The organism is Paenibacillus glycanilyticus NBRC 16618 (genome assembly GCF_004000805.1).
Classification (GTDB): Bacteria; Bacillota; Bacilli; order Paenibacillales; family Paenibacillaceae; genus Pristimantibacillus; species Pristimantibacillus glycanilyticus.
This window is the reverse complement of record NZ_BILY01000024.1, coordinates 68,686-91,872: the sequence shown is the minus strand read 5'-3', so window position 1 is coordinate 91,872 and position 23,187 is coordinate 68,686. Positions and strand designations below refer to the sequence as shown.

General features: G+C 51.5%; 21 protein-coding genes. 18 read left to right on the top strand and 3 right to left on the bottom strand.

What is annotated here, in order from left to right:
* Positions 1 to 13: 13 nt before the first annotated feature.
* Positions 14 to 454: a MarR family winged helix-turn-helix transcriptional regulator gene (locus PGL01S_RS19160; RefSeq protein ID WP_127496191.1), complete on the bottom strand. Its 441-nt coding sequence runs from the start codon at positions 452 to 454 to the stop codon at positions 14 to 16.
* Between the two features lie 187 nt (positions 455 to 641).
* On the opposite strand from PGL01S_RS19160, the gene PGL01S_RS19155 reads away from it, so the two are divergent.
* Positions 642 to 1,124 (top strand): glutathione peroxidase, encoded by a 483-nt coding sequence (locus PGL01S_RS19155; RefSeq protein WP_127496190.1) that lies wholly within the window; start codon positions 642 to 644, stop codon positions 1,122 to 1,124.
* 61 nt (positions 1,125 to 1,185) lie between these two features.
* Here the strand turns inward: PGL01S_RS19155 and PGL01S_RS19150 are convergent, their stop codons facing one another.
* Complete coding sequence (locus PGL01S_RS19150) at positions 1,186 to 1,815, bottom strand: NAD(P)-dependent oxidoreductase (RefSeq protein ID WP_127496189.1); 630 nt, start codon at positions 1,813 to 1,815, stop codon at positions 1,186 to 1,188.
* Between the two features lie 177 nt (positions 1,816 to 1,992).
* Between PGL01S_RS19150 and PGL01S_RS19145 the strand changes: the two genes are divergently transcribed.
* From PGL01S_RS19145 to PGL01S_RS19085, 13 genes are all read left to right on the top strand, one after another.
* Positions 1,993 to 3,213 carry a polysaccharide deacetylase family protein gene (locus PGL01S_RS19145; RefSeq protein WP_127496188.1) on the top strand — a complete coding sequence of 407 codons (1,221 nt, stop codon included), beginning with the start codon at positions 1,993 to 1,995 and terminating at the stop codon, positions 3,211 to 3,213.
* Between the two features lie 295 nt (positions 3,214 to 3,508).
* On the top strand, positions 3,509 to 4,882 hold the full coding sequence (locus tag PGL01S_RS19140; RefSeq protein ID WP_127496187.1) for an extracellular solute-binding protein: 1,374 nt from the start codon (positions 3,509 to 3,511) through the stop codon (positions 4,880 to 4,882).
* A 120-nt stretch (positions 4,883 to 5,002) separates the two neighbouring features.
* Positions 5,003 to 5,893 (top strand): carbohydrate ABC transporter permease, encoded by an 891-nt coding sequence (locus PGL01S_RS19135; RefSeq protein WP_127496186.1) that lies wholly within the window; start codon positions 5,003 to 5,005, stop codon positions 5,891 to 5,893.
* A gap of 93 nt (positions 5,894 to 5,986) precedes the next feature.
* On the top strand, positions 5,987 to 6,787 hold the full coding sequence (locus PGL01S_RS19130; RefSeq protein WP_373312721.1) for a carbohydrate ABC transporter permease: 801 nt from the start codon (positions 5,987 to 5,989) through the stop codon (positions 6,785 to 6,787).
* Positions 6,788 to 6,946: 159 nt separating this feature from the next.
* Positions 6,947 to 8,797: a cache domain-containing sensor histidine kinase gene (locus PGL01S_RS19125; protein WP_164775519.1), complete on the top strand. Its 1,851-nt coding sequence runs from the start codon at positions 6,947 to 6,949 to the stop codon at positions 8,795 to 8,797.
* Complete coding sequence (locus tag PGL01S_RS19120; RefSeq protein WP_127496183.1) at positions 8,775 to 9,962, top strand: response regulator; 1,188 nt, start codon at positions 8,775 to 8,777, stop codon at positions 9,960 to 9,962. Before PGL01S_RS19125 ends, PGL01S_RS19120 begins: the two co-directional genes overlap by 23 nt.
* A gap of 40 nt (positions 9,963 to 10,002) precedes the next feature.
* Entirely contained in the window at positions 10,003 to 11,205 is a 1,203-nt protein-coding gene (locus PGL01S_RS19115) for an ROK family protein (RefSeq protein ID WP_127496182.1), read from the top strand.
* Between the two features lie 29 nt (positions 11,206 to 11,234).
* The gene (locus PGL01S_RS19110) at positions 11,235 to 12,623 is read left to right on the top strand and encodes an MATE family efflux transporter (protein ID WP_127496181.1); all 1,389 of its coding nucleotides are present in this window, start codon (positions 11,235 to 11,237) and stop codon (positions 12,621 to 12,623) included.
* Positions 12,624 to 12,647: 24 nt separating this feature from the next.
* Positions 12,648 to 13,421, top strand: a complete 774-nt coding sequence (locus tag PGL01S_RS19105) for a threonine/serine exporter family protein (protein ID WP_174806579.1) — start codon at positions 12,648 to 12,650, stop codon at positions 13,419 to 13,421.
* 19 nt (positions 13,422 to 13,440) lie between these two features.
* A complete protein-coding gene (locus PGL01S_RS19100; RefSeq protein ID WP_127496180.1) occupies positions 13,441 to 13,884 on the top strand; it encodes a threonine/serine exporter family protein in 444 nt (147 codons plus the stop codon).
* A gap of 75 nt (positions 13,885 to 13,959) precedes the next feature.
* On the top strand, positions 13,960 to 14,832 hold the full coding sequence (locus PGL01S_RS19095) for a PhzF family phenazine biosynthesis protein (protein ID WP_127496179.1): 873 nt from the start codon (positions 13,960 to 13,962) through the stop codon (positions 14,830 to 14,832).
* Positions 14,833 to 14,931: 99 nt separating this feature from the next.
* The gene (locus tag PGL01S_RS19090) at positions 14,932 to 15,681 is read left to right on the top strand and encodes a GTP pyrophosphokinase (RefSeq protein WP_127496178.1); all 750 of its coding nucleotides are present in this window, start codon (positions 14,932 to 14,934) and stop codon (positions 15,679 to 15,681) included.
* Positions 15,682 to 15,743: 62 nt separating this feature from the next.
* Complete coding sequence (locus tag PGL01S_RS19085; RefSeq protein WP_127496177.1) at positions 15,744 to 16,517, top strand: hypothetical protein; 774 nt, start codon at positions 15,744 to 15,746, stop codon at positions 16,515 to 16,517.
* Between the two features lie 288 nt (positions 16,518 to 16,805).
* Here the strand turns inward: PGL01S_RS19085 and PGL01S_RS19080 are convergent, their stop codons facing one another.
* Positions 16,806 to 17,639: a lipoate--protein ligase family protein gene (locus PGL01S_RS19080; RefSeq protein ID WP_127496176.1), complete on the bottom strand. Its 834-nt coding sequence runs from the start codon at positions 17,637 to 17,639 to the stop codon at positions 16,806 to 16,808.
* 198 nt (positions 17,640 to 17,837) lie between these two features.
* Here PGL01S_RS19080 and PGL01S_RS31480 point away from each other — a divergent pair, with 198 nt between their 5' ends.
* The 4 genes from PGL01S_RS31480 (at position 17,838) to PGL01S_RS19060 (ending at position 23,187) form a co-directional block, all read left to right on the top strand.
* Positions 17,838 to 18,395: a CatB-related O-acetyltransferase gene (locus PGL01S_RS31480; protein WP_164775518.1), complete on the top strand. Its 558-nt coding sequence runs from the start codon at positions 17,838 to 17,840 to the stop codon at positions 18,393 to 18,395.
* Positions 18,396 to 18,583: 188 nt separating this feature from the next.
* Entirely contained in the window at positions 18,584 to 19,309 is a 726-nt protein-coding gene (locus tag PGL01S_RS19070; RefSeq protein WP_127496174.1) for an ABC transporter ATP-binding protein, read from the top strand.
* The gene (locus PGL01S_RS19065; RefSeq protein ID WP_164775517.1) at positions 19,287 to 20,309 is read left to right on the top strand and encodes an efflux RND transporter periplasmic adaptor subunit; all 1,023 of its coding nucleotides are present in this window, start codon (positions 19,287 to 19,289) and stop codon (positions 20,307 to 20,309) included. The genes PGL01S_RS19070 and PGL01S_RS19065 overlap by 23 nt, the downstream gene beginning before the upstream one ends.
* Positions 20,310 to 20,340: 31 nt before the next feature.
* The gene (locus PGL01S_RS19060; RefSeq protein ID WP_244935651.1) at positions 20,341 to 23,187 is read left to right on the top strand and encodes an ABC transporter permease; all 2,847 of its coding nucleotides are present in this window, start codon (positions 20,341 to 20,343) and stop codon (positions 23,185 to 23,187) included.

Below are 23,187 nucleotides of genomic sequence, written 5' to 3'. Positions count from 1 at the left end.
AAGCCTTCTCCTATTAGGTTGCGTCGTTAATCTTGCTCATCAGCGTCTGCACCTGATTTCGCAGCGCGAAGATCTCTTCCGGCATAACCGTCGTACCTTCAAATAGCCGCAGGGGCACGCAAGAGGCTTTATCCTTAAGCGCCTGACCTTGCTCGGTTAGGCGGACGACCAAATGCCGTTCATCGGATTTATCCCGCGCCCTTGTCAGAAGCCCCATGGATTCCAGCTTCTTAAGCAGCGGCGTGAGCGTTCCGGAATCGAGAAGGAGCTTGGAACCAAGCTCCTTCACGGATACATTGTCCTGCTCCCACAAGGCAAGCATCGTAATGTACTGGGTATAAGTAAGACCAAGCTCGGCGAGTAAAGGACGGTACAGCTTCGTAATTTCTCTCGAGCATGAATAAAAAGCAAAGCACAGCTGATTTTCCAGCTTCAGCAGTTCGTTGGTGTCCATAATGGCAGCAGCCCCTTTGTTGATTTAATCTTCTCTATATAAATTGTATGCAAATTAATTGGGTGACTGTATTGTAGCACCGCCTCTGAAACGTGTCAAAAAAGAAAAAATCGGTATTTGACATTGCTATATAAATTGCATACAATTTAATCAATAACAATTCATTTTAAAAGGAGCTGTATCACAAATGTCTTTATACAATATTGAAGTAAACACGATCAAAGGCGAGAAGCAAACGCTGGCCCCGTACAAAGGCCAAGTACTGTTGATCGTAAATACGGCGACCAAATGCGGATTCGCTCCGCAATTCAAAGGATTGCAGAAGCTCCATGACACGTACAAAGAGAAGGGCTTTGCCGTATTAGGCTTCCCGAGCAGCCAGTTTATGAATCAGGAGCTTGAGAATAACGCGGAGATTGCGCAGTCCTGCGAGCTGAACTTTGGCGTGAACTTCCCGCTGTACGCAAGAATTGACGTTAACGGCGACACTGCGCATCCCCTGTTCCAAAAGCTGAAAAAAGACGCGCGCGGCATTCTTGGTTCGAAGCGCATCAAATGGAACTTTACGAAGTTCCTGGTGAACAAGGAAGGCAAGGTTGTAAAGCGGTTTGGACCAAACGTGACGCCGGAGCGAATCGACTCCGAGATCCAGGCGCTGCTTAGTAAGTAATTCGCCAACTTGAGAAAAAGCCGGGCTTTGCGCATTAAAACGCAAAAGCCCGGCTTTTTTTCTAATAGGCAATACCCGCCTTCGTCCTTATGTATTGCTCGCTGAACAGCTGTGCATAGGCGAATTCGGCGGTATCGCCTGTCGTAATCCGGGTTCCATTCTCCGGAAGGCAGCCGCGCTCTACGCGATAACCTCCCTCGGCCGGACCGTCGGGCAAATAAGTCGGGCAGACCAGCGTCCAATCGAGCCGGGATTCCTCCAATAGCCGCAGCACCGCATGATGCTCCTCAGCGGCACGGGTGAGCGTTCTTCTTGATTCGCTCGATTGATACCGCAGCAAGCCCGGTTCAGTCCGGCTATCCAGTACTCCAGCCGTGCCAATGGCGACAATCCGTCTAATCTCAAGCCGGTTCATGGCTTCGAGAATAAGCGGGAAGCTGTCCGATAAGAGAGAACCGCCGTCGGTGCTTAATGCGCTGATGACGGCATCCGTCCCGGATACGGCTTCGCCGACGTCCTCGGCGGAAGCCGCATTCCCTTCCACGAGTTTCAGTCCGGGCGAGCTGTCCGCCAGCTCCTTTAATTTATCCGGCGTACGCACGAGAGCTTTCACCGTATGACCGTCGCGAAGCGCAAGAGTCGTAACCATACGCCCGACACGGCCTGTTGCCCCGAAAATAGCGATTTTCATTTCATTCCCCTCCCTATATAATGAATTGTACATTAAAAAATTATCATAATGGAGCAACATTCCAGCCGTATACTGCGTTTAATAGTTGTATTAGATCGCGGATATTTTTTTTGTCTAATGATGTCCAGTATTTGTAAAACTATGAAATGGATTGATTATTTAGGGGGAAGTAAGTGAATGATTCGTGCTCGTGTAGCTCTTTGGACCAATGTTACTCTGCTGCTCATATGTTTAGGGCTCATAGCCGTTGCTTGTTCCGTGCCGGAAAGCAATCAATCGGTCAGCTTTTATGTCAACGGCGAGAAGCTCAAGCAGCCGCCTGCCGTGGATCTGGTTGACGGCGAGCCGATGGTGCCGGCCGCATTCCTGGAGTCGACCTTTAAATCCAAGCTGGAATGGACCCTGGAGAATCCGGGAACGAACGGCATTTACTATTCGGACAAGGTTGCCGTACTCATGTATCATGACCTATCGGATAAGACGGTGAAGAAAACCAATAACGCGGAGGCCGAGTCGGCTATTTCGCTTGATTTGTTCAAGGAGCAGATGGAACTGCTGAAGGCAGACGGATTCCATGTCATTTCCATCGATCAATATGCGGATTTTATCGCGAATAAAGGCAATGTGCCGGATAATGCGGTACTGCTGACCTTTGACGACGGGTATGAGAGCTTCTATACGAAGGCTTTCCCGGTGCTGAAACAGCACAACTACCCGGCGGTTAACTTCGTGATTGTCTCCGGTGCGGACAATGCGGACAAACCGAAGCAGGTCGGCCGTCCGAAAATGACCTGGACCCAGATGCGCGAGATGCAAAAGTCCGGCATGTCCTTCTATAACCATACGTATGACAGCCACAAATACGGCGTTATGCGCGCCGACGGCTTGACGAAGCCGGTTCTGACCCGCCATCAATATTTGAAGAAAGAGCAGCGCGTCGAGACGGACGAGGAATATCATACCCGCGTGAAGACGGATCTCGAGAAAGCGGAGCAGCACTTGAAAGCGGAGCTTGGCAATACAAAGGGCATTATCGCTTTTCCTTACGGGGCTTATAATGCGGAAGTACTGGATATTTTGAAGGAAGTAGGCATTTCGTTGTCCTTTACGGTCAAAGAAGGGATCAACGGACGCGGACAGACAAACGGCTTCCGCGTGAACGGCGCGAGGGAAGGGGAGTCAGCCAAACAGCTTATGGAGAAGCTGAAGGCGCTGGATCTGGACAATGCCCCGGTTATGGTCCATATGGACGGCCAGAATGCCGCTTTTAAGGAGCAGCCCTACAAAGGACCCAATGGCGTGATGATTCCGCTAAAGGAGTATTGCAAGATGAAAGGCATGAAGTTCAGCTGGAGCAAGCATAAGAAGCAATACAAAATTACGGCGACGGCGGCATAAAACAATCGAATTTCCCAATAAAAAGAGCTGCATCCTTCGGTCAATCGGACCCAGGATGCAGCTTTTTTTCTGTCAGCTCATAACCTGGCAATCCGTTCCGGAAGGGATTTCGGGGCATGAAAGAACAAATAATAACCGCATGGTTCAGTAAGGTTCGACATTATTCGAGTGGGCTTTTTCAAGGTGGGGAATCTCAAGACCTAAAGAAAACCTACCTGATATCCTAAGTTCACGCATTGTAAGGGCTTGCAGATTTCAAGATAATAAAAGCATCACAAACAAGGGGGATAAACAAATGGCTAAAATGAATATGAAGAGCGTTCTTGGTCTTGTACTTGCAGGTTCCTTGGCAATCAGCTTGACAGCATGCGGCTCGAATAACAATAACGGCGATAAAAATGCCAACTCCGGCGCTTCCAACAATGCGGGAGCAACTAACGCGGCTACAGAGAAGCCGGCAAGCAACGAGAAAGTTACGATTACTTTCCAGAACATTTACCCAGATCCAACGGATCCTAAAAACGGCATGATGAAAAAGATCGTAAAACAATACGAAACTGATCATCCAAACGTGAAGATCGAGCTGGACTCCTTGAATACAGACCAACAAAAACAAAAGCTGAAAACGCAAGCAGCTTCGCATGAAGTGCCGGACATCACAATCGTTAACCCGGCAGCTCAAATGCAGCCGTACGTTGATGCAAAACTGTTTGCACCGCTGAACGACATGGTTGAGCAAAACGGCCTGAAGGATACATTCCAAGACGGCGTTCTTGACTTCTATACATTCGACAATAACTTGTACGCCTTGCCGGACGGCAACAACATCGGCGTAGTTTACTACAACAAAGATCTGTTCCAACAAGCTGGCATCGCTAACCCGCCAACAACATTCGAAGAAATGATCGCGGACGTTAAAACGCTGAAAGCTAAAGGCATCCAGCCAATGGCAATCGGTGAAAAAGATACTTGGACGGGTTCGTTCCTGTTCATGAACATCCTGCTTCGCACAAACGGCGGCCCTGGCTTCCTGTCTGATGTTGTAGCTGGCAAGAAAACATTCGAAGATCCGGCATTCGTTGAAGCTGTAGACGCTATGCAAAACCTGATTCAAGCAGGAGCGTTCCAAGAAGGCGTTACATCGTTCGACTATAACGCTGGCGAGAACATTTTCAAAACGGGTAAAGCTGCAATGTACTACATGGGTTCGTGGGCAACTGGTGGTATCGAAACTTCCGAAGCTCTGAAGGATAAAGTAGGCGTATTCAAATTCCCTACGGTTAACGGCAAAGGCGACCCTAACCAATTCATGCTTGCTCCAGGTTCCGCATTCGCGATCTCTGCAGACAGCAAACACCTGCAAGAAACAAAAGATTTCCTGAACTACTTCATGCTGAACTTCCCTAAAGAAGCGTTTGCGGTTAAAGGCGCTGTAGGTCTTGCTCAAAAAGTTGACGGCGACTTCAAAGCTGCTGGCTACTCCGACATGGCGATCAGCGTACTGGACCTGTTCAAAGATGTTAAAGGCGGCGACCTGTCGTTCGATAACACAATGAACCCTGGTACTTCCCAAGGCCACTTGACTTCTATCCAAAACATCTTCGTTCAGAAGAAAGATTCGGCTGAAGTTGCAAAAGAACATCAAACGGCCTTCGAAAGCAATAAATAAGCTTTAAACAAAAGATAAAATACAAAAAAAGCTGCACACCGTGCAAAAAGGGGTTCTCTCCCAGGAACCCCTTTTGTACGGATGTTAAAAAAATAGCTAAAAGATAGGAGGGCACACGAGATGAACGTACTGAAGGTTTCGAAGTTGACGATAGCGCTGTTCGTGCTGCCGTGTTTGTTACTCTATGTCTGTCTGGTTTTTGTTCCAATCATCGTTTCCCTGTATACGAGTACGCTTGAATGGAACGGGATCGGAGCATCAAAATTTATCGGTCTGGACAACTTCAACAAATTGTTATTCCATGACGCCGTATTTTGGCCGGCTGTACGCCATACCCTGATGTTTGCTGTATTTTCCATGCTAGAAATTCCTATTGCTCTGTTTGTCGCAATCTTACTTAGCCGCTTCGTAAAGAAGCCGAATTTCCTTGTATCCAGTTATTTTATGCCGGTAATTTTGTCGGTTGTTATTATCGGACAACTTTGGAAAACTATCTACAACCCTGCGTCCATGGGCGGCATGCTTAACCAGGTGCTTGACTGGGTAGGCCTGCACAGCTGGTCCCAGCAGTGGTTGACGGATCCAGATATCGCGATGTACAGCTTGTACTTCGTTGCTTTATGGCAATACCTTGGTTATCACACTCTCATTCAGTTCACGGGTATCCAGAACATTCCGTCGGATATTTATGAAGCCGCCAAGATTGACGGCGCTGAAGGCTTGAAGGCTGACTGGTATATTACTTTGCCAATGAACGTTCCGATCTTCAAGATTTCGATTGTTCTTGCCTTTATCGGCTCGCTGCAATCGTTCGACATGATTATGGTTATGACAGGCGGCGGTCCGGGTAATGCAACGGACGTTATCGCGACGCATATGTACAGAATGTCAATCCTATCGATGAAATACGGATACGGAAGTGCCATTGCAGCCATTCTGGTTGTAGTCTGTCTTGTAGCAACAGTGGTCATCAACTATGGATTCAACCGTCTGGAACGGAAATACACGTAACGAAGGAGGGATACGACTATGAGCCAAAGTACAACTACAGCAGCGCTGCCAAGAATAAAGCCGCAAAGAAAATTTTCGATCGGGAAAATATTGATGTGGATTCTTCTGTCAGCTCTGATAGTCACCCAATTGTATCCGCTCTTGTGGCTGGCTATCTATTCGTTAAAGACTAACGAAGAAATTTTGTCCGGCCAATTCTTTGCTCTGCCGCATGCTCTACAGTGGGGCAACTATACTGCTGCGATGGAGTCGGGCAATTACGTTAAATATTTGCTTAACAGCTTGAAGGTTACCTTGATTACAATGGTTGGCGTATTGTTCCTCAGCTCGCTAGTATCGTTTGCCATCAGCCGCTTCAAGTGGAAATACGGTCAAGCCGTTATGGTGCTCTTCCTGATCGGGATGATGATTCCGATGCAGGCAACACTCTTGCCGCTGATGATCATCTTCAAAAACATTCATATCCTGAATACGCATTGGTCGCTTATTCTGCCTTACATCGCATTCCAAACGCCAATTGCCGTATTTATTCTAAGCGGATTCATGAAGTCGATTCCTAATGAAATTGAAGAATCGGCAATCGTGGATGGAGCAGGCGTCTTCCGGATATTCTGGAGCATTATCTTGCCGGTGTCGGTTCCGCCGATGATGACGGTATGTATTCTGACCTTTATCAATATCTGGAACGAGTACATCCTGGCCGCAACCTTTATTTCGACTGAACGTCTCAAAACATTGCCGTTCGGGGTATACAGCTTCGTCAGCCAGTATTCGGTTAACTACGGAGCGATTGGCGCATTCCTCGTTCTCGGGGCGCTGCCGGTCATTATTATTTACTTCTTGCTCGCAGATAAGATTACAAAAGGCATGGTAGCAGGCGCGGTGAAGGGTTAATCCCCTTCCCCGCTTTTTTGAATTTTAGGAAATCGTAAATTTTTACTATACGAAACGGTTGCGCTGCCAAAGGTCAGCGTAACCGTTTCGCCATGTGTTACAATGAGGGAATGAGCATTATTCTTTTAGGAGGATCCAAAGTTGGCTCGTTATCATGGAATGCACTCTATACAGAATCGGTTGTTTTTATTGCTGTTTTCATCGATGATGACGCTGCTCATCTTGGTCAGCTTCCTCTATTATCAAAAGACAGCCCAGATTATTCATTCAAAAATCAGTGATCTCGCGGAGAAGAACGTTTCCCAAACGGTGGGGTTATTTGATTTGCTTCTTGAAGGATATGACAGCGTGACCAAATCGCTTAACAGTAACTATGAATTGACCAGACTGCTTAAGGAAGCAGACAAAGAGAAGAATATAAGCGTCAGTGTCATGAATGAACGGGCGATTACGAATATTATTGGAGCCGCATACTTTTCGCGAGATGATATTGTAGGCATCCATGTTATGACCAATGGCGGAAAGCTGTACAACTATGAACGGCGTTTTGCCGGTCTAGTTAATCAGGATTATACGTCTGCAGATTGGTACAGCAAACTTAAAAATTCAAAAGGCGAAATGGTATGGCTTGGCTTAATGAAAGGCTCGGTTATTAACAGCATGCTGCCAGAGCCTGTATTTGTATTCGGACGCCAGCTGTTTGATCTTAATAATTATAAGCCGGTTGGCATTGTCTTGATCGAGTCCGATCCAAATCCGATTCTATCGGCCTTGTCTAACGCGTCGATCAGCCCAAACAGCCGGGTATTTATCGTTGATAAGAACAATGGCGTAATCGCATCGACGGATAAAAATCAGGATGATCTGTCGATGGAGCCAGCTGGCGAGCCGCAGGCGGTACCTTCTTTTAACGGGTTGCCTAGACCTAAGGGTAATGAGATCGTGGTTGATAATAAGACCAATCAATTAATGGTTGCTGCCAAAACAGCTGTAGCGGATTGGACGGTATTTGGGCTGACACCGAAGGCAGACATTAGCGAAGAATTGGTGCAGACTAGATTATATCTGCTTGCCGTCATTATCGCGGTTATCTTGTTGTCGATTATGCTGGCAACCTTGATCTCGCGGAATATATCCTCTCCGCTGAAGCTCTTGATCAGAGAGATGAAGCAGGTGGAGCTAGGTAATTTCAGAGGCTCGGTGGACGTCAAATCATTCGAGGAGATCAACAGTCTGGTCTCTTCCTTCAACCGGATGGTGCAGCGAATGGATGAACTTATTGAACGCATAACGCTTTCCTCCATAAGCGAAAAAAACGCGGAGCTGCAGGCACTCCAATCCCAGGTTAATCCGCATTTCCTGTACAATACGCTGGATATGATTTATTGGATGCTGGACGAACGCGAGAATGATCGGCTTGGCCGCGTTATTTTATCATTGTCCCATATGTTTCGATACAGCAGCGACTGGGAAGAAGCTTCGAAGACAACGCTTGGCCAGGAGCTTGAGCAAATGCGCCATTACATGACAATTATTGAGAACCGCCTTATAGGCCGTGTTAGCACGGAGATTCAGGTGGACAATAGATGGCTCGGTGCGATCGTTCCAAAGATGACGATTCAGCCTGTTATTGAAAATGCGGTGAAGAGCGGTCTTGAGCCGCTTGACCGGCCCGGGCTTCTGCGGGTGTCCGCTGTGGCGGATGAAGAAGCTAACGAGCTGCGGATTGTCATTGAAGATAATGGAGTAGGAATAGAAGAGGGTGCCTTGAAAGAGCTGCAGACGATGCTGCAGCATTCGGGCCTTAACCGAAACTATCCTTTGCCGGAAGGTAAAGGAAGAAGAGGGATTGGCTTGCCAAATGTTCACCGCCGTATTGTTCTGATGTACGGTGAGCCTTATGGCATGCGGATTACAAGTGAAGTAGGAAAAGGGACAACGGTAATTATCGCAATACCACTGCCTGCTATAGGAGGTAAAACGGGCGATGAACATATTAATCGTGGATGACGAGAACGTTATAAGGGAAGGCATCCAGCGGACATTAAACAACCGGTTTCCGGCATACAGCACCTATCTGGCCGTCAACGCGGAAGAAGCGGTTACCCAGCTTCGCAAGCATCATATTGATATCGTGCTAACGGATATTTTAATGCCGGGCATGACCGGTCTGGAGCTGATGAATTTGACTCGCAGCATGTATCCGCGGGTGAGATGGGTTGTCATCTCGGCCTATTCGGAATTCAGCTATGCCCAGGAGGCCGTACGCCTTGGAGCGAAGGACTATCTGCTCAAGCCGATCGGCAAGGAAATGCTGGCCGAGATGATCGAGAAAATCAGCGGGGAGATCGAGCAAGAGCGGGAGCAGACGGAGGAAGCCGAGCTGCTGAAGCTGAACCGCAACTATTTGCGGGAGGCTGTTTTTCAACGCTGGGCCCAAGGGCTGGATATCGGACGCTTCGATATGACGCCGTTTATGGACAGCCATCCGCATTTCAATCTGATTATGGTCAAGATGGAGAGCGACAAGGTTGTTCAGCTCGAGCATTTCATGATCGAGAACGTGCTGGGCGAGCTGATCGAGAAGCATGGTCAAGGGTTTGTCACGATTTACGACAGTAAGAGCCTTCTTGGCCTTGTAACGCTTCCGGAGGGCGGAACAATTACAAGTCTGCTGGAAGAGCTGCGCACGCATCTGATCAAGTATTTGCGCGTGCCGTTCCAGATCATGCATACCGACAGGATTGAAGATATCGATACCGTACCGGGAGAAGTGCAGCGGATGAGGCAGGCATCGTCAACGCAGGTGTATGAGCATTACGCAAGCGGAAGCGACCAATCCATCGAGGTTGCCCTGCAATATATTCGAACCCATTATCACGCCGATCTATCGCTTGAGAAGGTCGCGGCGATCGTCTACTTGAATCCGGTATACTTCAGCCAGCTGTTCAAGCAGAAGACGGGTGCGGGTTTTAAGGAATATGTTATCGGGCTGCGGCTGGAGCAGGCCAAGCAGATGCTGCTGAATCCCAAGCTGAAGCTTGCCGATGTGGCCGAGCGGATCGGCTATCAGGACATGCGCCACTTCTCGCAGCTGTTCCGCAAGAAGTACGGGGAGACGCCGTCGGAGTTCCGTCAGCGCCACCGGATGGACGGTATTGAAAAACCGTTGTAATCTTATTGAAAACACACATTCGGGTAGATGAAGGAGTCCTATGTCCATTACCAAGACACCGGCCAATCTGGTCTATACCTACATTGCTCAGCGAGGCGTCGTATCGCGCGCTGAGCTGATCAAGGAATTCTCGATGCCAAGCAGCTCCATGACGCGGCTGCTGGATGAGTTGATTGAAGGAAACAAGCTGCGCGAGCATGGGCGCGGCAGCTCTACCGGCGGGAGAAGACCCATTCTCTACGAGACGAATCCAACCTACGGCTATTTGTTTGGACTCGAGATCTCACGGATCTACTCCTCCATTGGTCTATACGACATGCATATGAACCGGATGTCGGCCATACGTTGGAAGATGGATGAGAGCATGACGCCGGACGTATTTCTGACCAGGGTGCAGGAGGCCGTCCACCGGTTCTTGCATGAGCATGGCCTGCAGCCTTCCAGCATTATCGGAATGGGCGTTGGAGCGGTAGGTCCGCTTGACCGTGAACGGGGTCTTATTCTGGATCCCGTTTATTTTCCTGCCCAGGGCTGGCATAACCTGCCGATCTGCGAGCTGCTCGAGGAACGGCTGGGGTTCCCGGTTCTGCTCGATAACGGCGCGAATACGGCGCTTGTGGGAGAGCATTGGGCGCTGAGAAGCGAGTACTATCAGCATATGCTGTATGTGCATGTGGGCGCCGGTCTCCGCTCGGCGGTTATGTCGAACGGCCAGCTGGTATACGGAGCAACCGATATGGAAGGGGCGATTGGCCGGATGATTATCCAGGCCGGCGACCTCTCGCAGCCTGGCAGCGCGATTAACGGGTCGCTGGAGTCCTTTGTGTCGGTTCATGCTATCGAGAACGAAGTGCGCGAACTAGCCATGGCGGGAGCACTGACGCATAGCCGGGAAGTCCGTGGCAGCGGCAGCGATGGCGGGAACGGCGAAATTTGGAGTTTCGAAAAACTGCTCCATGCCTTATCGGCCGGTGATATAATGGTGCAGGAGAAATTTAAGCAGGCTGCTGCTTATCTCGGAATCGGACTAGCGAATTTGATAAACGTGCTGCATCCGGAGAAGGTCATTCTGGGGGGAGCGCTTCTTAATGCGCATGAATGCGTGTTTGAGACGGCGGTGGAGGTAGCAAGAAGCCATACGTATTATTACCCGCAATATAAGCCGTTGTTCTCGAAAGGTTTGCTTAAGGAAGAAGCTGTTGCGGCCGGCGCGGCCGTAATGGTGCTGAAGCAGCTGCCGTAGAAGAATTTGACTTAAGAAGAGGTGTCATCATGACGGCCGCACAGGCGGGGAAGCCATCGAAGGAGTTTAATCTCTTATTTCTGACATGGCCGATATTTCTGGAATTATTGTTATTTATGCTGATGGGGCTTGCCGATACCTTTATGCTGAGCGCAATCTCGGATAATGCGGTATCGGGCGTGGGCGCCTCCAATCAGTATCTGTTTATTGCTTTGCTTGTGCTCGAGGTTATCGGCAACGGCGCTTCGATCGTTGTTGCGCAATATATCGGATCGAGGCAGATGAAGGAAGCCGCCAAAATTTCGGCGCTTAGCATTACGCTGAACCTGATTGTCGGCCTCTTGCTCAGCATCGTGTTTGTTATCTTTAACGGGCTGATCCTGCAAAGCCTCAACCTGCACGGCGAAGTGCTGGAGCATGCCAAGTCTTATCTGTCCTTCGTAGGCGGGTTTATTTTTCTGCAGGCGTTAATTAACTCCGTGTCGGCGATTATCCGGGTGCATGGCTTCACGAAGGAAGCAATGTTCGTATCGCTGGGCATGAATATCGTCCATTTGATCGGCAACTACGCGCTTATTTTCGGGCATTTCGGATTCCCGCAGATGGGCGTTCACGGTGCGGCGGTTTCAACGGTCATCAGCCGGGCGCTGGCGCTGGTCGTTTTCTTCTGGATGCTGTATCGCATTATGGAAGTTCGCGTAAAGATGCGTTATTATTTCACATTATCCAAGTCGTATATTGGCAAAATATTAAAAATCGGCATTCCGTCCGCCCTTGAACAGGTTATGTATCAAGGATGCCAGATGGTCTTCCTGTATTATGCGACCTTCTTAGGCGAAGAATCGCTTGCCGCCCGTCAATACGCGGCGAATGTCTCGCAGTTCATTTATTTAATGGCCTTTTCGATTGGATTAGGCACATCCATTATCGTAGGCCGGATGATCGGCGCGGGCCGGCAGACCGATGCTTATTACCGGGTATGGTACAGCACGGGCTGGGCTTCCGCATCAACCGCGGTGATGATTGCGGTGGTGATGATTTTTCGCGAGCAATTGATGACCATGTTCACGAACGATCCGGAAATAATCCGGCTGGGAGCGAACGTTCTCCTCTACAGCGTGATTCTGGAGACGGGCCGCACAATCAACATTATTCTCGTGAACTCGCTTCGCGCTTCCGGCGATGCGAAGTTCCCGTTATGGGCGGGTACGGTGTCGATGGTCGGCATGAGCCTGCCGCTTGGTTACTTCTTCGTGTTCCAGCTTGATATGGGTCTTCCCGGTATCTGGCTTGCGATTGCGGCCGATGAATGGATGCGGGCCTTTGCGATGTTCTTCCGCTGGCGGAGCCGGGCGTGGGAGAAGCATGCGCTGGTGAAGCGGACTCCCGTGGATCAACCGGTGACCACCGCAACGTAACATTGGCATAAGGAGCATTAAGCCATGACTTCTACTGTAATGGAGCAGCCGATCAATTCTTATCATCTGATCGCGCAAACCTGCTTGCTCGCAGGCAAAATCATATTGCAGAACGGCGGCGAGACGTACCGTGTGGAGGATACCATGGTGCGGATCGCCGCTGCTTACGGTATTTCGGATGCGCAGAGCTACGTCACGCCAACCGGCATTTTGTTCGCGATGGACGCTTCCGTGCCGACCACAAGGCTGATTCGCATTTCTGAGCGTTCAACGAACCTTCGCAAGGTCACGCTTGTAAACGATATTTCACGGCGCATCAGCCAAGGGAAGCTGGAGGTGGGCGAGGCTCACCGTCTGCTGACGGAGATCGACGAGTCGTCCTTCGCCTATCCGACCTGGCTGCAGGTGCTTGTAGCTGCGGTCTCGAGCGGCTGCTTCCTCGTCATGTTCGGCGGTCCGTGGCATGACTTTCTGTCTGCCGTCTTGGCCGGGGGATTAGGCTTCGGGAGCATGGTGCTGCTGCACCGGCTGGTGCCGGTTAAGCTGTTTGCGGAATTTGTAGCCTCCCTGATCCTTGGCGGGGTAACGATTCTGCTTGTAAAAAGCGGACTAGCCCTCCATATGGATACCGTCATTATCGGCTCCGTTATGCCGCTGGTGCCCGGCTTGCATATTACGAATGCCGTCCGGGACTTGATGGCGGGCCATCTTGTGTCGGGACTGTCCAAGGGAGTAGAAGCGTTTCTGACGGCGTTTGCGATCGGCGCGGGCATAGCGGCGGTGCTGTCATTTTATTAAGGTTGAGGAGGGGATGGGCATGTCGGGAGTGTTGTGGATCGAACAAGCGGTTACAAGCTTTATTGCATCGGCGGCGTTTGGCCTAATTTTTAACGCGCCTAGACAGATGCTTCCCCAATGCGGCGTTGTTGGAATGGTAGGCTGGCTGCTGTACCGGTCCTGCACGGAAATGGGACTGGAGGCGATTCCGTCTACGCTGATTGCCGTCATTATCGTAGCGGTGATCAGCCAGCTGTTCGCGAAGCTGTACAAGACGCCGATTATCGTGTTTAGCGTTGCGGGCATTATCCCGCTTGTGCCGGGCGGCATTGCTTACGATGCGATGCGCAGGGTCGTGGAGAACGACTATGATGTCGCGGTTCAGCTTGGCGTCAAAGCCTTTATGATTTCGGGCACGATTGCGATTGGTCTCGTCTTGTCAGAGGTGGTCAACCAGACGATACGCCGTATGGAGCGGTTATAGGGTTGTATATAGGAGGGCGTGTCCGTGCATGAGGCGGAGGCGTTCTTTTCTCATTTTTCGGGAGGAGGAAGTTGAATGCTGTTTTATATGGTGGATGTGTTTGCGGAACGGAAATATCAGGGGAATCAATTGGCGGTGCTGCTGCCTGACGGAGAGCTTGAGACTTCCGAAATGCAGTTGATTGCGAAGGAGTTCGATTACTCCGAGATTACCTTTATTATGTCGGACAAGTTGGCTGACGGGGGTTACAACGTCCGCATCTTTACGCCTGACGCGGAAATCCCGTTTGCGGGGCATCCTTCGCTTGGGACGGCTTATGTCATCCGGCATTTGCATGAGAAGGAAGGGAAGGAGCCTATCCTCCTGAATCTTGGCGTGGGGCAGATTCCCGTCTCGTTTGAGGAAGGGGAGAATTCCGTCCTGTGGATGACGCAGAAGCAGCCGGCTTTTGGAGAGGGAGTCGATCCATCGGTTATCGCGGATATCCTCCAGATTGGCGTTGAAGAAATCGCTGCAGACTTGCCGATCCGGGTCGCTTCAACGGGGCTGCCATCCGTTATCGTGCCCGTGAAAACGCTGGACGCCGTCAAGCGCTGCGCCATTCACCATCAGAGGTTCGGGCAGTTTCTTAAGGAGACGGCGGACGCCAATCTTCTTGTTTTTACGCAGGAAACGGTGCATGAGGCAAACGATCTTCATGTCCGGGTGTTTGTGAATGAAACCGGGTATTACGAGGATCCGGCTACGGGCAGCGCCAACGGCAATCTGGCCGGTTATCTGCTGGAGCATGAGGTGCTTGGCACAAGCGGTATCCAGCTTCGGGTAGAGCAAGGCTACTCCGTCGGACGGGACTCCTTGCTGTTGATTGATGCCTCGAAAAAGAATGGGGAATTCGAGATTAAGATAGGCGGCAAAGTGTTCCTCGTGGCGAAGGGCGAGTGGATGTAAGGTCGTAAAATTGCGATTACGGCCTTGCGGGCGTTATACTGAATAGGAATACTACCGGTCTTCATACAAAGAGGCAGCCGGAGCCAGGAGGCAAGAAGCATGAATCTTCTTAGCAGTGTATCGCAGTTCCAACAACTGAAACAACTGATTACTCGGTTTATGATGACGTATAAGTTTGCGCTGGACGAAATGGAGACCAAGATCGAAATTCTGAAAGAGGAATTTCAAATGCTCCATGACTATAACCCGATCGAGCATACCAAATCCCGGCTGAAATCCCCGGAGAGCATTATGAATAAGCTGGTCCGCAAAAATCTGGAGATTTCGCTGCCAAGCATCAAGAACAATATCCGGGATATCGCGGGTCTGCGCATTACATGCTCTTTTATTAAAGATATCTATCTTATTTCCGAAATGCTGAAGAGACAGTCAGACCTGAAGGTGCTTGAGGTTAAGGACTATATCAAGAATCCGAAGCCTAACGGGTACAAAAGCCTGCATATGCTTATCGAGGTGCCGGTCTTCTTGTCCGACCGCGTGGAGCATGTGTGCATCGAGGTGCAGATCCGGACGATCGCAATGGATTTCTGGGCAAGCCTGGAGCATAAAATATTCTACAAATACAACGCCGCGGTACCCGAAGGTCTGCTGCAGGAGCTGAAGGCCGCTGCGGACTCGGTAACGGCTCTTGACCGTCAGATGGAGCGTCTGCACATGGAGATGGGCGAGATTAAGGGAGACAACGTGATTGATGCCGAGGAGCAGCTCCGCATGCTGCAAATCGACAATCAGCAGTTCAACATTCCAATCGCGCTGCTCGAGATGATCGGCGACAAGCCGGATAATTAATAAGCTGAGGAGTGTCGATACGCGCTTATCGGCACTTTTGTTGTTATAAGGAGGAAAAACGTTTGAAGCTGATGATCGACTCGCATCCTTTTCGGCTGGAGCAAGGGGATGAATTAGGTTATGGGCCAGCCGCTTATGAGACGATGGCCAAGGTTATATTGGCTTTTCGCGAGCCGGATACGGAAGTCCTGTTTCAATATACGAATTGGGACCGGGATAAGGATCCGCATAAAGAGAGCTTGATGATGGACGCGGCGGAGACGTTTCATGCCGGTGCTATCCTTGACCCGGACCATACGATTAGTACAGCCGTGAAGGAGATATTGCTGCGCCACTATGCACCGGAACGCGACCCGGAGACGAGTCTGGCTGTAATGGACCAGCTGCTCGCTTACTTCCAGGAAGTTCCCCTGGATGAGCTGAATGAAGAGCTGCTGCGCAAAATCGGGTCTGCCGTGTACGAGGTTTATGGAACTTATACGCTGGAAGATGAAGGTGAAGCCACGCAAGCTTTCGTAAACAGCCGATTGGTCGGTACGAATACGGTGTGGCTGCTGCCTAACGAACGTCCGGTTTATTTGAAAAATATATTGTGGTACCGGGTCAATGCACAAGAGGAAATCGTACGCGCATTTGAGCTCACGGACTGGTGGTTTACCTGTGCGATTGCGGAGCAGAACAAACCGGTGGAGGAGTACCGTTATTTCCTTAACTATACGGAGGAGAATGCCGGTGCGGTACTGTACATAACCGCTGCAGATCCGCAGCATTTCAAGGCAGCAGTCGTGCCGAGGCTGAAGGAGCTGCTGGGGGAAGAGCTGGAGATTGTGGGCTGATACGCAATTGTGGCTATGAGGTTGAAGCTTAACGATGTCGCGCATCGTTAAGGAGTAGGCTGGGACAACATTTAGAGGGCTTAACAATACGGCGTATCGTTAAGCTCGAATCATTAGAGCGAAAAGCTGCAAAAGAGTGCATTTTTCCTGGTCTTAACGATGTCGCGCATCGTAAAGGAATGGACAATGGCAAGTTTCGAGAAGCTTAACGATGCTGCGCATCGTTAAGCTTCCCTAAGGATAGAAACGAAAATAAGACCCTCGCAGGGTCTTATTTTCGTTTCAGCGCTATATCGCGTAGCGGTTATGCAAGGTCTCCGCCATTTCGCGGACCTGTTCGGCCGTCGGCAGGATTAGGCTGCCAACAGAGGGCTGGCCTTCCTGGGCGGCCTTGATGACCTGCTTTACAGCGGCTGCGAACGCAAGCGAGGCATCCGCCCCCAGCCCGGCAAGCTCCTCCAGGCTGGCGGTGCTGTCCGCCGTAACGACGGGGAAGTCGGCCGCATCCGCGCCTGCCGCCGCAATATCATAGAACGAGCGGACCAGCCGGGCACGCTCCGCGCCGGAACCCTCCGCCACGATAAAGGCTTGAATGATGACGGCATTGACCTGGCGCCGCTGGGCAATGCCGCAGAACTTGTAGCCGCCGATGCTCAGATCGAAATCGCCGGGGCAATAAGCGCCGCTGATCTCGCCTTTGTCGACCTGCCTGCCCGATGCTTGCAGCGCCAGCCGAATGAGCTCGTACATCTGCTCGAAGTTGTCGTGAAAGTGGAAATCTAGCACGTCGCTTTTCGGCAAGATTAACGACAGGTTCACAACGCCGTTATCCAGCGGAACAGCGGCTCCGCCGGAATTGCGAACCGCGGTGTCCCATCCGGCCGTTTCCAGCAAATCACGGGCTGCGCCGGCTCCCGGCAGGCGGCTGTCGCGCAGTCCCATGATGAAGGCGCGGGGATGGCGCCACATATGGCATACGGCCGGTCCGCCTCTTCCGGTGTTTCTGCACAGCAGCTCGTCCAAGGCAAAGGCATACAGCGGATCTTCCTCCGAGAAATCATTCATTCTGTCCAGAAGGACAAGCCCCCGATCCCCAAGCTGCCCGATAGCGCTCCATTTCATCTTTCGTATCTTCCTTTCCTGCCAATTCCCATACTCCCATCATACTGATCCCTTCCCGCCAAAACAAGATTTGCCGGGCAACCGCCACATATCCGCCGCTGCCTGCCGGGTAGCCTGTACGGAGCAAGCGCTCTATGAATATACTGCTTCTAAGCGAGGCAAGTTGATAGGTCGGAGGATGATTGAGCAGTGACTAATATGAAGACGATTTTGGAGGCACTGCCTCCGCGTCAGGTTAACAATAAGCTGTTTATCGGGCCGTTTACGATGGGCACGCCAATCGTGCTGTCTTGGACGGAAAATACGATTGGTACGATTGGCAAGTTCTGTTCGGTATCGAACACCGCAACGATATTCCTGGGAGGCAATCATCACTACGAATGGATCAGCTCGTTCCCTTTTACCGCGTATATGACACAGTATTTTACGGAAGGCGCTTATTCCAATGGCAATGTTACGATCGGCAATGACGTGTGGATTGGGCATTACGCCACGATATTGTCCGGCGTTACGATTGGCCACGGGGCAATTGTAGGCACGCATGCGCTGGTAACGAAGGACGTACCTCCTTATGCGATCGTTGGCGGGAATCCTGCCCGCGTCATCAAATATCGTTTTCCGCCCGATGTCATCGAGAGACTGCTTCAGGTGAAATGGTGGGATTGGGAGGTGCAGCAGATCGAAGCGGCCGTTCCGCTGCTTCAGCAGGCCAATCTGAAGCCGTTCTTCCGTTACTGTACGAGACTAGGCAAATAGGGGGAAGAGAAGAGCATGCCGGTAGGCATGCTCTTTTTCACTGTTTCTATGGGGATTACTACCGACCTTATAAAAATAGCATTTACACCTTCTGTAAGTTCCTGTAAAATCCAAGTCAACGACGAAATTTGACAGCGGTTACATTAAAAGCGGCATATGGATGCCTGAAGAAAAAGGGGTTGGGGAGAATGACGGATTCTGCTCACGAAGTCAGGGATTACGCGGAAGAGCAGACCTTGCTTCGGGTGGATGGGCTCAAGCGTACATTTGGACGCGGTTCCGGCGCTGCGGTTGTTCTGCAGGGCGTTAATCTATCAATTGCGCGCGGACGTCTGGTTGCTTTGAAGGGGAGATCGGGTTCAGGCAAAACAACGCTGCTAAACCTCCTTGGAGCATTGGATTCGCCCACGGAAGGGACTGTGGATTTCGACGGCATTGCGCTTAGCGGGCTGTCCGACAAGGCACGGGGGGATATCCGCAGGACGCAGATGGGGCTGATCTTCCAATCCTTCGCGTTATTTCCTCTTATGTCTGCTTACGAGAATGTGGAATTCGCCATGCGTATAGCCGGCGTTCCGGCATCGGCGAGGAAGGAAGCGGCCCTGCAGGCGCTTGATTACGTCGGCCTGAAGCCGCGGATGCATCACCGCCCCTTCGAGATGTCCGGGGGCGAGCAGCAGCGGACGGCGATCGCCCGGGCGATTGCCCACAAGCCTAAGCTGCTCCTAGCCGACGAGCCTACGGCGGAGCTCGACAGCCGGACCGGGCTGCACATATTAAGCGTACTGCGCAATCTTGTGCGGGAAGAGGGCATGACGGTCGTCATGACTACGCATGACCCGGCGATCATGGAAATCGTGGATGAAGTCTATGAACTGGAGGATGGAACCATTGTTGAAGCTGCGAAATTATAGTTTAGCTTTAGCCTTGAGCGTTAGCTTGTCCCTGCTTGCGGGCTGCTCGCTTATCCCGAATGAGGAGGAGCCTCTGAAGCCGCCGCTCGTAAAGCCGGCGGAGCAGAATTATTCAACCGATGAGGTGAAGACGGGCGATATCCGCCGTGAAGTAAAAGGCTCAGGCGTGTTCGAATCGACGGCAAGCGAATACGCCCAATTCAAATCGCAGGGCGGACGGCTGAAGAAGCTGTACGTTTCCTCTGGCGATACGGTCAAGAAAGGCGATTTGCTGGCCGAGCTTGTCGTAGACGGTCTGGACGTGCAGACGCTCGAGCAGAAGCTGGCGGCGGAGCGGGCCGAATACGCCTTGAAGCAAGCGAAGCAGGGCGGCAATGCGCAGGAGATCCATATCGCCCAGCTGCAGCTGGAGATTGAACAGCTGAAGCGGGACAAGCTGGAGCAGACCGCCGAACAGAGCAAGCTGCGGGCAACGATGGACGGCCAGGTCATCTTTGTCGAGGAGCTGGCAGAGGGAGATTTCGTGCAGCCATACCAGACGCTTGTTCGGGTAGCGGATCCAACCAAGCTGCGGTTTTCCTATCGTTCTTCGGATGCCGGCAGCATCGGCGAGGTCCAGGTGGGCATGAACGCGGTGATTACAGCCGGCAAAAATTTCGAAACGACCGGCAAGGTCGTGCAGACGCCGTCCTCCGCCCCGCTGACAACCGATCCCGACCTTAAATCCAAATACAGCAGCACGCTTTACGTGAATGTCGGCAAGCTTCCGGAAGGGGCGGAGATCGGCTCAAGCGCCAACGTATCCATCGTTCTCATGGAGCATAAGAATGCGGTTCTCATTCCGAAGAGCGGGCTTCGTTCCTATCTGGGACGCACGTTTGTCCGCGTGCTGGACGGAAAAGCTTTGCGGGAAGTGGATGTGGAGGTAGGCATTCAATCGGCAACGGAGGTGGAAATCGTCCGCGGGCTGAAGGAAGGCCAGACAATCGTTCTGAACTAATTCATTTTTTTCGCGAAGTGGAGGCTTACCTGTGGCTTTATTGTCCATGATAGTGCGTAAAATGACGCAAAACAAATGGCTGGAGCTCAGCCTTCTGATCGGACTTGTCCTGACGGTCGGCTTGGTCTCCAGTATTCCGACGTATACGGAAGCCATCCTGTCCCGCATGCTGGTGAAGGAGCTGGAGGCTTCGCAGCTGAGCTCCTACCCGGGTACGATGAATATGAAATTTACGTATATCGGCGTGAACAACGCGGAGCAGCGCATCAAGCAGATGCAGGCGAATGAACGGTTTATGACGGGCAAAGTGCTTCCGATGATCCCGGTGGATCTGATCGAGAAAACCTCCGACTTATACACATCCGCGTTTGATCTTAGTCTTGATCAGGCTCCGCCTCCGGGCGAGAAGAAAAAGATATACCGCACGAGCTTGACCAGCGTCAAAGACCTCGAGCAGCATATTAAGCTGATCGACGGACGGATGCCGGCGGATAAGCCGGTCGACGGCGTATACGAGGTGCTCGTGACGGAAAAAGGCCTGAGCACGCTGCGTACGGTACTCGGCACGGTGTTTGTCTTCGAGGATCTCAATAAAAATGAGGTCCGTGTAAAGCCGGTTGGCGTCATGACGAAGAAGGAGGACGATGATCTTTTCTTCCTGTCCCCGGATCTGGGAGGATTCACGAGTTCCCTTATCATGAACAGCGACGTGCTGGATAAGGAGTTTATCCAAACGCACCGCCTGCTTGTCAATTCGAACGCTTGGCATATCGTGCCGAAGTATCAGGATCTGGAGCTCCGCAATATTGACGGTTATCTGAAGGCTGCCGAAACCATGAAGGCCCAGGTGAAAGCCAATTACCATTACACGCTTGAAGCGCAGTATGTCGACGTTATCGATCGTTATTTCAAGAGCTCCGATAATTTGCGCATTCTGATGTGGTCGCTCAACGTGCCCGTACTCGCGATGCTTGGCCTGTACGTCTTTATGGTATCGAATCTGATCACGAACCGGCAGAAGACCGAAATTGCCGTTCTGCGCAGCCGCGGGGCTGCCCGCTGGCAGATTATGCTGTCCTACCTGGCGGAATATACGCTGCTTGGCGCGGTAGCGGTCGCCGCGGGGCCGCCGCTTGGCATGTTCTTGACCAAGGTGCTGGGCTCCTCGAACGGCTTTATGTCCTTCGTTCAGCGCTCCGGCATCCGCGTTCATCTCAACAGCGAGGTCTATTTGTATGCGGCAGCGGCAGCGGTTACCGCTCTGATCGTCATGCTAGTGCCGGTCATTTTTGCGACCAAAACCACCATTGTCGGGCACAAGCAGCAGCTGGCCCGCATGCGGCAGACGCCGTTTTGGCATAAGCTGTTCCTTGACGTGATTGCCCTTGCCGTGTCTTTGTACGGTCTTAAAGTTTTCCACGAGCGGATGAAGACGCTGCAGACGCTTGGCCTCGATAATGAAGCGCTGCATATCGATCCGTTGCAGTTCGCGGTGCCCGCCTTGTTTATTTTGGGCGGAGGCATGCTGCTGCTAAGGGTATACCCTTATGCCCTGCGATTAATCTATTGGATCGGGCGTAAATGGTGGCCGCCTTCGATGTATGCGACGCTTATTCAGGTAGGACGTTCGAGCGCGGGTTATCAGTTCCTGATGGTCTTCCTCATGATGACGATCGCCACCGGCATGTTTAGCGCAAGCGCCGCCCGCACCATCAATCATAACGGCGAAGACCGGATCCGGTATGCGAGCGGGGCGGATGTAGTCCTTCAGGCGAACTGGCCAAACGACAAGCCGCCCGAAAATCCGGGAGGAGGTCCCCAGCAGCAACAGGCGGCCATCACGCTGACGAAGCCGGTCATCCACTATTCGGAGCCGCCTTTCGAGCCTTATACCCAGCTTGCCGGCGTTGAGAGCACGGCAAAAGTACTGATCCATGACAATGCATCCTACAGCACCGAGGAAGGCTCCGGCTCCGCCAAGCTGGTCGGAATCGATACGGATGAATTCGGTCAGACGGCTTGGTTCCGCGACGGTCTGCTGGATTATCCTTTTTATGATTATTTGAATCTGATGGCTGCGGCGCCTAATGCGGTGCTGATCTCGAAAACCTTGGCTGACGAGAATAAGCTGAAGGCCGGCGATACGGTCTGGGTAGGCTGGGATGGCATCGATATGCAGCCGTTTGTCGTATATGGGGTGGTGGACTATTTCCCAACCTTTAATCCGAATCCGCGGGATGCGGAAACGCCGGCGCCTAAGCTGATTGTGGGCAGCCGTCTGCAAATTCAGACGTATTTGTCGCTTGAGCCCTACCAGGTATGGCTGAAGATGAAGCCGGGCGCAAGCGTAAACGATTTGTATCGGGATATCGAAGACAAAAAGCTAAGCATTGTTGATATCTCCGACATGAAGAGCAAGCTGACTACGGCCAAATCGGATCCGTTCCTGATGGCGGTTAACGGCACCTTAACGCTTGGTTTTATTATCTCGCTTGTCATCAGCTTTGCGGGCTTCCTGCTTTATTGGACGCTGGTGCTGCGCGGGCGGATGCTGCAAAACGGGATTATGCGGGCCATGGGCTTGTCCCTGCGCCAATTAATAGGGATGCTGACGGTCGAGCAGCTACTGACGTCCGGGGCCGCGATTGCCATCGGTCTGGTCACGGGGTTGACCGCAAGCCGCTTGTTTGTTCCTCTGTTCCAGAATGCTTTTGACGCGAAGCAGCTGGTACCGCCGTTTAAAGTAATGGTCGACCCGATTGATTCTATCCGGATCTACGTCTTTGTGGGATCAACCATTCTGATCGGCCTTATTATTCTGGGCTACATGCTCTCGCGCCTCAAAATCCATCAGGCTATTAAGCTGGGGGAGGATTAA